This window comes from Hansschlegelia beijingensis (assembly GCF_045505405.1).
Classification (GTDB): domain Bacteria; phylum Pseudomonadota; class Alphaproteobacteria; order Rhizobiales; family Methylopilaceae; genus Methylopila; species Methylopila beijingensis_A.
Window position 1 is genome coordinate 1 of record NZ_JBJKEX010000126.1, and the last position, 7725, is coordinate 7725.

The window sequence follows — 7725 nt, forward strand, 5'->3', positions numbered from 1 at the left end:
CCGGCGGCCCCGACCGGGACGCCGCGCTCCAGCGCGTCCGCCACGGCGGCCTTCAGGCGAGGGGACTCGGCGAGCCCCAGATAGTCGTTGGAGGCGAAATCCGCGCCCTGCCGCGGCGCGAGCCGCCGTCTGCGGCTCCTGCGTTCAAGGCCCTGAAGCGCGGCCTCGAAGCGCGCGACGCGGCTCATCCGAGCGGATCCAGCTCCTCCGGCTCGATCCCAAGGCGCCGGAACAGCTTCGCGTCGTGGTCCTCGCCCGGATTGTCGGCGGTGAGCAGGGTTTCGCCGCAGAAGATCGAGTTCGCGCCGGCGAGGAAGCACAGCGCCTGGGTCTCGTCCGACATCTCGGTGCGCCCGGCGGACAGCCGCACATGGCTCTCCGGCATCATGATGCGCGCGAGCGCGATGGTGCGGACGAAGTCCAGCGCGTCGATCGTCTCGGCGTTCTCGAGCTTGGTGCCGGGGATCGGGATCAGCATGTTGATCGGCACGCTCTCCGGCGCCTCGTCCATGTTGGCGAGCGTGACCAGCATGTCGATGCGGTCGTCGACCGTCTCGCCCATGCCAAGGATGCCGCCGGCGCAGACCTTCATGCCGGCCGAGCGGACGTTGTCGAGCGTCTCGAGCCGGTCCGCGAAAGTGCGCGTGGTGATGATCTCGGAGTAGTAGCGCTCAGAGGTGTCGAGGTTGTGGTTGTAGTAATCGAGGCCGGCGTCCTTGAGCCGCAGCGCCTGCTCGGGGCTCAGCATGCCGAGCGTCATGCAGGTCTCCATGCCGAGGGCCTTCACGCCCTCCACCATGGCGACGACCATCTCCATGTCGCGCTCTTTCGGAGACCGCCAGGCCGCGCCCATGCAATAGCGGGTGGCGCCGCCCTCCTTGGCCTTGCGGGCCTCGGCGAGCACCCGCTCGACCTCCATGAGCTTGGACGCCTTGAGCTTCTCGCCGGGCATGCGGGCGGACTGGCTGCAATAGCCGCAGTCCTCCGGGCAGCCGCCGGTCTTGATCGACAGCAGCTTGGACATCTGGACGCGGTTCGGGTCGAAGGTCCGGCGGTGGACGGTCTGCGCCTCGAACATGAGGTCCGCGAACGGCAGATCGTAGATCCGCCGCGCGTCCTCGCGCGTCCAGAGGGTCCGTGCCGGCGCGCGTCCCGCCGCCTGAGCCAGATCGATAAGCGCCATCCGCCGCCCGTTTCAGAGGTTCCTGCAGGCGGCCATCGCTTACACAGATCGCGCTGCGCTGCAAACCCGCTGAAGGTCGAGGCTCCTGCGCGTCGCCCGCGCAGCGGCGTCGCCGCTCAGGGCAGCGGGATGAACTCGCCGCGGTCGTCGGGCGGCAGGTCGAACAGGCCGTTCCCCCACGCGCCGCGCCGCCAGTCCTCCTTCGCGGCCTCGATCCGCTCCCGGCTCGAAGACACGAAGTTCCACCAGATGTAGCGCGGCTTGCCCATCGTGGCGCCGCCGAGCGCCATCAGCCGGGCGCCGGCGTCCCCGGCCGCGACCGTGATCGGATCGCCCGGGCGGAACACCATCATCTGGCCCGGTTCGAAGGTCCGCCCGGCGATCGAGATCGAGCCTTCGAGCACATAGAGGCCACGGTCCTCATGATCGTCCGGCAGGGGAAAGCGCGCGCCCGGCTGTAGCGCCACGTCGGCGTAGAAGGTCTCGGAGAAGACGCTGGCCGGCGCGGTCTCCCCATAGGCCCGGCCGAGAATCAGCCGCAGGCTGACGCCGTCGGCCTCGATCACCGGCAAGGCTTCCTTGCCGTGATGCTCGAAGCTCGGCGCGACCTCCTCGCGGTCCTCGGGCAGGGCCACCCAGGTCTGGATGCCGTACAGGCTGTGCGGCGCCTGGCGGGTCTCGAGGCTGGTCCGCTCCGAATGGGTGACGCCGCGCCCGGCGACCATCCAGTTGACCGCGCCGGGCAGGATCATCTGGTTCGAGCCGAGGCTGTCGCGGTGCTGAAACTCGCCGCGGAAGAGGTAGGTCACGGTCGCGAGCCCGATATGCGGATGGGGCCGCACGTCGACGCCCTTGCCGGTCAGGAACTCGGCCGGTCCGGCCTGATCGAAGAAGATGAAGGGGCCGACCATCTGCCGCTTGGGCGCGGGCAGGGCGCGCCGCACCTCGAACCCGCCGAGATCATGCGCCCGGGGAATAATCAGGGTCTCGATCGAGTCGAGATCCGCGGCGTCCGGGCAACCGGGCTCGAGGGCGGGATTCCAGCTCATGACGCCTCCTGTTCAGCGCACGTTACGCGACCGGAACCCCCGCGTCAGCGGCGCTGCGGCTCCAGCCGCACGAGCCGCTTGCGCAGCCAGTCCCGCAGCATGGCCTTCTCGTAGGCCAGCCGGTCGCTCGAGGACCGGGCGGCGAGGTTGGACAGATAGTTCGTGTCCGTCACGGTCTCCTCGCCCTGCGCGATCGTGCGGCCACGTTCGGTGACCCTGTAGCGGAGCTTCACGCGCGGCGGCGTGGTGTCGCGGAGGACGCGGACGCTGTCGCCGGGCGGGATGCGCCACGGCTCGAAGCGACCCGCGGGCTGGAGGTCGAGCAACTCGATCGAGGAGCTGCGTCCGGGCGGCAGCATCTGGTCGCCGATCCGCTCGAGATATCGCGCAAGCTCGCGGAACATGCCGTTGCGCTCCTGCGCGCTGCGGACGTCCCAGCTGGAGACGGTCTTGGCCGGCGCGAACCGCACGGCGACGTCGGCGCTCGCGCCCGGAGGGTCGGCGAAGGCCGCCAGCACGAAAGCCAGCGCGTACAGAACCGGCTTGGTCGCGGCCCTGCAGAAAGACCTCTGCACCGCCGCCGTGGCGATCTTCCTGCTCAACATGGCCTCTCCTGATCTGCCCCTGACCGTCGCGGGTCGGCGACCGTCTCCGCGCGAGCCGGAGCCAGTCGCTCCGCCAGAATTCACATCCTCCGCGCATCCTAGTGGAGGATTAGTGTGGGTCAGAACTCGTAGATATTCCCGAACGGGCGACAAGCGGTGACTTGTATATCGTAATAACGAGCGACCTCACGTTGCATGCGGCATGTCGATGCGCCGTCAGGCTGCCGAAATGCTCGTTTTTTAGAAGAACTATAATTCCAGATTAGAGTTATTATACTTCACAAGTGCAAATCAATCATTGCAAGCCCGGAATATCTCGCGGTAACGAGCGGAATACTGAGTGCTTCCGGGGAGATCTCGTTCCATGTCCAGGCTGTCGTGCGCGCTTTCAGCGGCCGTGTCCTGCGCCGCGCTTCTGGCGGCCCAGCCTGCGCTGGCGCAGGACGCGACTCCGCTGCAGGAGATCACGGTCCAGGGCGCGGCCGGGGTTGGTCCTGTAACCGGCGGCGCGCCGGGCGTCGTGACCAATGACGGCTACGTGGCGAAGACCACGCGCACCGCGACCAAGACCGACACGCCGGTCAACGAAGCGCCGGTCACGATCAATACGGTGACCCAGCAGCAGCTGCAGGACCGCCTCCCGCAGACGCTTGCGGATGCGCTCGCCTACACCCCCGGAGTCCGCGTGGGCGCCTACGGGTTCGACGATCGCTTCGACAGCTTCACCATCCGGGGCGTGGACGTCACCTACACCGGCGTGTTCCGGGACGGGCTGCGGCAGTTCAACAGCCCGAGCGGCCTGTTCCGACTGGAGCCCTATGGGCTGGAGTCGATCTCGATCCTCAAGGGTCCCGCCTCGTCCATCTACGGCGCGAGTTCGTCGGTCGGCATCATCGACCTGATTTCGAAGCGGCCGACGGACTACAAGTTCGCTGAGATCGAACTCCAGGGCGGCTCCTGGGATCGCAAGCAGTTCAGCTTCGACGTCGGCGGCCCGCTCAATGAGGAAGGCACCGTCCTTTTCCGGCTGACCGGGCTCGGGCGTGACGCCAACACGAACCTGCCGGGCGTGCCGGACGACCGCCTCTTCATCGCGCCGGCCGTGACGTTCCAGCCGACCGAGGACACCAAGCTCACCATCCTCTCGGAGTTCATGGCTTCGACGCTGGGCGGCTCCACCGCCTACAACAACACCTATGCGCCGTATGTCCTGAAGGACGGCACGGTCACCCAGCAGCCGACCGGGGCGATCAAGGACATTCTGTTCAACCCCGATTACAACCAGTTCACGCAGCAGCAGGGCCGCGTCGGCTACGAGTTCGAGCATCGGTTCAACGACGCGGTTTCGGTCCATCAGAACGTGCGCTGGTCCGGGCTTACGACCAACGAACGGTTCGCGGACGCCGGCGGGACCTATGCGGGCCAGGTCAAGGAGGAGGTCAGCGCCTTTGCGGCGGACACCTACCTGAAGACCCAGCTCGCGACCGGGCCCGTGGGGCACACGATCCTGAGCGGCGTCGACTTCGGCCACCTCAACTACGATTCCAGGATCGGCTACAATTTCGCGGCAGCCGAGGATCCGGATCTGCCCGACCCGACCAAGCAGAAGCAGCGTCTGGTGGGCGTCTACGTTCAGGATGAGCTCAAGGCCGGCCCGTGGCGGTTGCTGCTCTCAGGCCGCCATGACTGGATGGACAGCACCTATCGCGTGCCCGGCGCCCCCGCCGCCAAGCAGAACGAAGGCGCCTTCACGGGCCGCGCCGGGCTGAGCTACGTCACCGAGTTCGGCGTCACGCCCTTCGTCAGCTACGGCACGTCGTTCAACCCCAACTCCGGCACCGTGATCGATCCCGACGGGGCGGGCCCGCTGACGGGCGGCGTGGCCAAGCCCACCAAGGGCGAGGCGGCCGAGGCTGGCGTGAAGTACGCCGTTCCGGGATACAACGCCAACATCAACGCCTCGCTCTTCTGGCTGAAGCAGAGGGACGGCATCGTCTACACGGTCGTCGACAGCATCAACCGGCAGACGCAGCTCGATTTCCGCTCGCGCGGCTTCGAGGTCGAAGCCACCGCGTCTCTCGCAAACGGGATCGATCTGCTGGCGAGCTACAGCTACACCGACACCAAGATCCTGAAGCTGTCGCCCGACACCGTCGGCAATGAGGTGAACAGCGTCCCCAAGCACGCCTTCTCGATGTGGGCCGGGTACCAATTCAAGCAGGGCGCGGCGAAGGGGCTCGGTCTGGGCGCCGGCGTCCGTTACACCGGCTCGAGCTTCGGCGATGACTACAATCGGGCGGTCATCAAGAACAAGCCGCGCGCCTTCGTCGACGCGAAGCTGAGCTACGACTTCGAGGCTATCGATCCGAAGCTGAAGGGCGTCTCCGCGCAGCTGAACGCGACCAACCTGCTCGACAAGGTCGAGCAGGTCTGCACGGCGAGCTATTGCTACTTCAACCAGGGCCGGAAGGTCATCGCGAGCCTGCGTTACCGCTGGTGAGCCTCGCTCGCGCGTCCACAGGGCCGCGCGAGCGGTCCATGCCTTCGCCCGCCACGATCATCGTCGGGCTGGGCGGGCTCTATGTCGCGCAGAGCGTGATCGGCGGGGTGGTGTTCACGGGCCTCCCCGCCGTGCTGCGCAAGAACGGCGCTTCGCTGAACGACATCGCGTTCATCCTGCTCACCGTCCTGCCGTGGTCGTTCAAGTTCCTCTGGTCGCCGGCGGTCGAGCGTTACCGCTCGCCGCGCTCGGGGCGGAGGCGATCGCGTGAGGTGGTGGCGATCGTCGGCGCCTTCGCGGTCGCCATGATCGTCGCCTGCGCGCTCATCGGCCCCGGCGCGCTGCTGCCCCTCACCGTGGCCATGATGGCGGCTTCCTTCGCGTCGGCGACGCTCGACATCGCATGCGACGGCCATGCGGTCGAAAGCCTGGCGGAGCGGAACCGGGGCTGGGGCAACGCCGCCCAGGTCGGGGGCGCCTATCTGGGCGCCGCGATCGGCGGGGGCCTGTTCCTCGTCCTGATCGATCATCTCGGCTGGCAGCCGGCGACCCTCGTCATGGCCGGAGTGCTCATCGCGCTCGGCCTCCCGTTCCTGCTGACGCCAGACCCGCGACGCGCCGCTCGCGAGGATCGTCCGCCGCAGTCGATCATGGCGGCGCTGCGACGCCCTGAGATGCGGTCAGGCCTGCTGCTCGTCGCCGTCTACGTTCTCGGGGCGAAATGGGCGTCGATCCTGATCGGCCCGTTCCTGATCGATTCAGGCCTCAGCCTGACCGCGCTCGGGACGCTGAACGGCGTCGGAATCACCGTCTCGGGCCTGGTGGGGGCTTTCGGGGGCGGCTGGCTCGTCCGGCGCTTCGGCGCCTTCCCGATCATGTCGGGCGCGCTGGCGCTGACCGCGCTCGGCCTCGCGGGCTTCGCCCTGGTGGCGGTGGCGGGGGTCAAGGCGCCGGCCGCGCTCGGAGCGCTGATGCTGCTCGGCTCGCTGTCGTTCTCGCTGGGGGTCGTCGCGCTCTATTCCGAGCTGATGGGGCGCGCCTCGCTGGATCAGGCCGGCGTCGATTTCACGCTGTTCCAGAGCATGGACGCGATCGTCAGCGTGATCGGCTGGTGGCTCGTCAGCGCGGTGGGCGACCGGCTCGGCTTCGCGGTGTGCTTCGGCGCGGCCGCTGTCCTGGGGCTCGCGGCGCTGGTCGCGCTGCCGTTTCTTGCGCGCGGGGAATCAGCCCGCGCGCGGGAGGCCCAGCAGGGCGCGTGAGAATTCCTGCGGATCGAAGGGCTCGAGGTCGTCGACTCCTTCGCCGACGCCGATGAAATGCACCGGCAGCTTGTACTTCTCGGCGACCGCCACGAGGATGCCGCCGCGCGCCGTGCCGTCGAGCTTGGTCATCACCAGGCCGGTGACGCCCGCAACCTTGCCGAACGCGTCGACCTGGCCGAGCGCGTTCTGCCCGGTCGTGGCGTCGAGCACCAGCAGGCTGTCATGCGGCGCGGACGGGTCGAGCTTCTTCAGCACCCGCACGATCTTCTCGAGCTCAGCCATCAGACCGGCCTTGTTCTGCAGCCGGCCGGCGGTGTCGATGATCAGCAGGTCGGCGTCCTCGGCCTTGGCCTTCTGCCACGCCTCGTAGACCAGCGCGGCGGCGTCGGCGCCGGTCTCCTTCGAGACGAAGATCGCGTCGGCGCGCTTGGCCCAGACCGCGAGTTGCTCCACCGCCGCGGCGCGGAATGTGTCGCCGGCGGCGAGCACGGCCTTGAGGCCGGCCGTGCGGTAGCTCTCGGCGATCTTGCCGATGGTGGTGGTCTTGCCGGAGCCGTTGACGCCGACGACGAGGATCACGGCCGGTCGCGCGCTCTCCGGCGGGTCGAGCGGCTTCGCCACCGGCTCCAGCACGCGCGCCACCTCCGCCGCCACGATCCCCCTGACGCTTTCGCCGTCGAGCGCCCGCGCGTGCCGCGCGCGGCCGACCGCCTCGGTGACGCGCTCGGCGGTCGCGATCCCGAGGTCGGAGCGGATCAGCAGGTCCTCGAGCTCGTCGAGCGTGGCGGCGTCGAGCTTCTCCTTGGTGAAGAGATCCGTGATGCCGCGCGTGAGCGACGAGGAGGTCTTCGACAGGCCCTGACGGAGCCGCGAGAACCAGCCGGAGGATTGGGACGCGTCGGTCATGGCTCGATCTTCTCGGCGGAGAGAGGCGGTCTGATAGTCATGCGGCGCTCAGGGCGCGGCCGTCGTGGCCGGCGATGAGCACATCCAGAAACGCGCCCTTCGCGGACGCGGCGGTGAGCCGAACGGTCGAAAAGTCGGCCGCGCGCGCGACGAGGCCGCCCTCGGCGAGCACGTTGAGCCGCGCGCCGACATGGCCGTCGAGATGACGCGCGAGCCGCTC

At 68.4% G+C, this 7725-nt stretch carries 5 protein-coding genes and 3 pseudogenes; 2 read left to right on the plus strand and 6 right to left on the minus strand.

Going from position 1 to position 7725, the window contains the following annotated elements; genetic code table 11:
- The 4 genes and pseudogenes from ACIKT0_RS09735 to ACIKT0_RS09750 all read right to left on the minus strand — a co-directional run.
- A pseudogene (locus ACIKT0_RS09735) lies at positions 1-188 on the minus strand (8-amino-7-oxononanoate synthase); the annotation flags it as partial.
- A complete protein-coding gene (gene bioB, locus ACIKT0_RS09740) occupies positions 185-1183 on the minus strand; it encodes a biotin synthase BioB (protein ID WP_407105160.1) in 999 nt (332 codons plus the stop codon). The pseudogene ACIKT0_RS09735 and the gene bioB, both read right to left, overlap by 4 nt.
- Before the next feature lie 116 nt (positions 1184-1299).
- Positions 1300-2232 carry a pirin family protein gene (locus ACIKT0_RS09745; RefSeq protein ID WP_407105161.1) on the minus strand — a complete coding sequence of 311 codons (933 nt, stop codon included), beginning with the start codon at positions 2230-2232 and terminating at the stop codon, positions 1300-1302.
- A 44-nt stretch (positions 2233-2276) separates the two neighbouring features.
- The gene (locus ACIKT0_RS09750; protein WP_407105162.1) at positions 2277-2837 is read right to left on the minus strand and encodes a DUF3016 domain-containing protein; all 561 of its coding nucleotides are present in this window, start codon (positions 2835-2837) and stop codon (positions 2277-2279) included.
- A gap of 364 nt (positions 2838-3201) precedes the next feature.
- Between ACIKT0_RS09750 and ACIKT0_RS09755 the strand changes: the two genes are divergently transcribed.
- Together ACIKT0_RS09755 and ACIKT0_RS09760 are read left to right on the plus strand one after the other, a co-directional pair.
- Complete coding sequence (locus ACIKT0_RS09755; RefSeq protein WP_407105163.1) at positions 3202-5337, plus strand: TonB-dependent siderophore receptor; 2136 nt, start codon at positions 3202-3204, stop codon at positions 5335-5337.
- Positions 5338-5375: 38 nt separating this feature from the next.
- A complete protein-coding gene (locus tag ACIKT0_RS09760) occupies positions 5376-6596 on the plus strand; it encodes an MFS transporter (protein WP_407105164.1) in 1221 nt (406 codons plus the stop codon).
- On the opposite strand, the pseudogene ftsY reads toward ACIKT0_RS09760, so the two are convergent.
- Positions 6561-7550, minus strand: a pseudogene (ftsY, locus tag ACIKT0_RS09765) (signal recognition particle-docking protein FtsY); the annotation flags it as partial. The gene ACIKT0_RS09760 and the pseudogene ftsY overlap by 36 nt on opposite strands.
- A pseudogene (locus ACIKT0_RS09770) lies at positions 7543-7725 on the minus strand (tRNA (N(6)-L-threonylcarbamoyladenosine(37)-C(2))-methylthiotransferase MtaB); the annotation flags it as partial. The pseudogenes ftsY and ACIKT0_RS09770, both read right to left, overlap by 8 nt.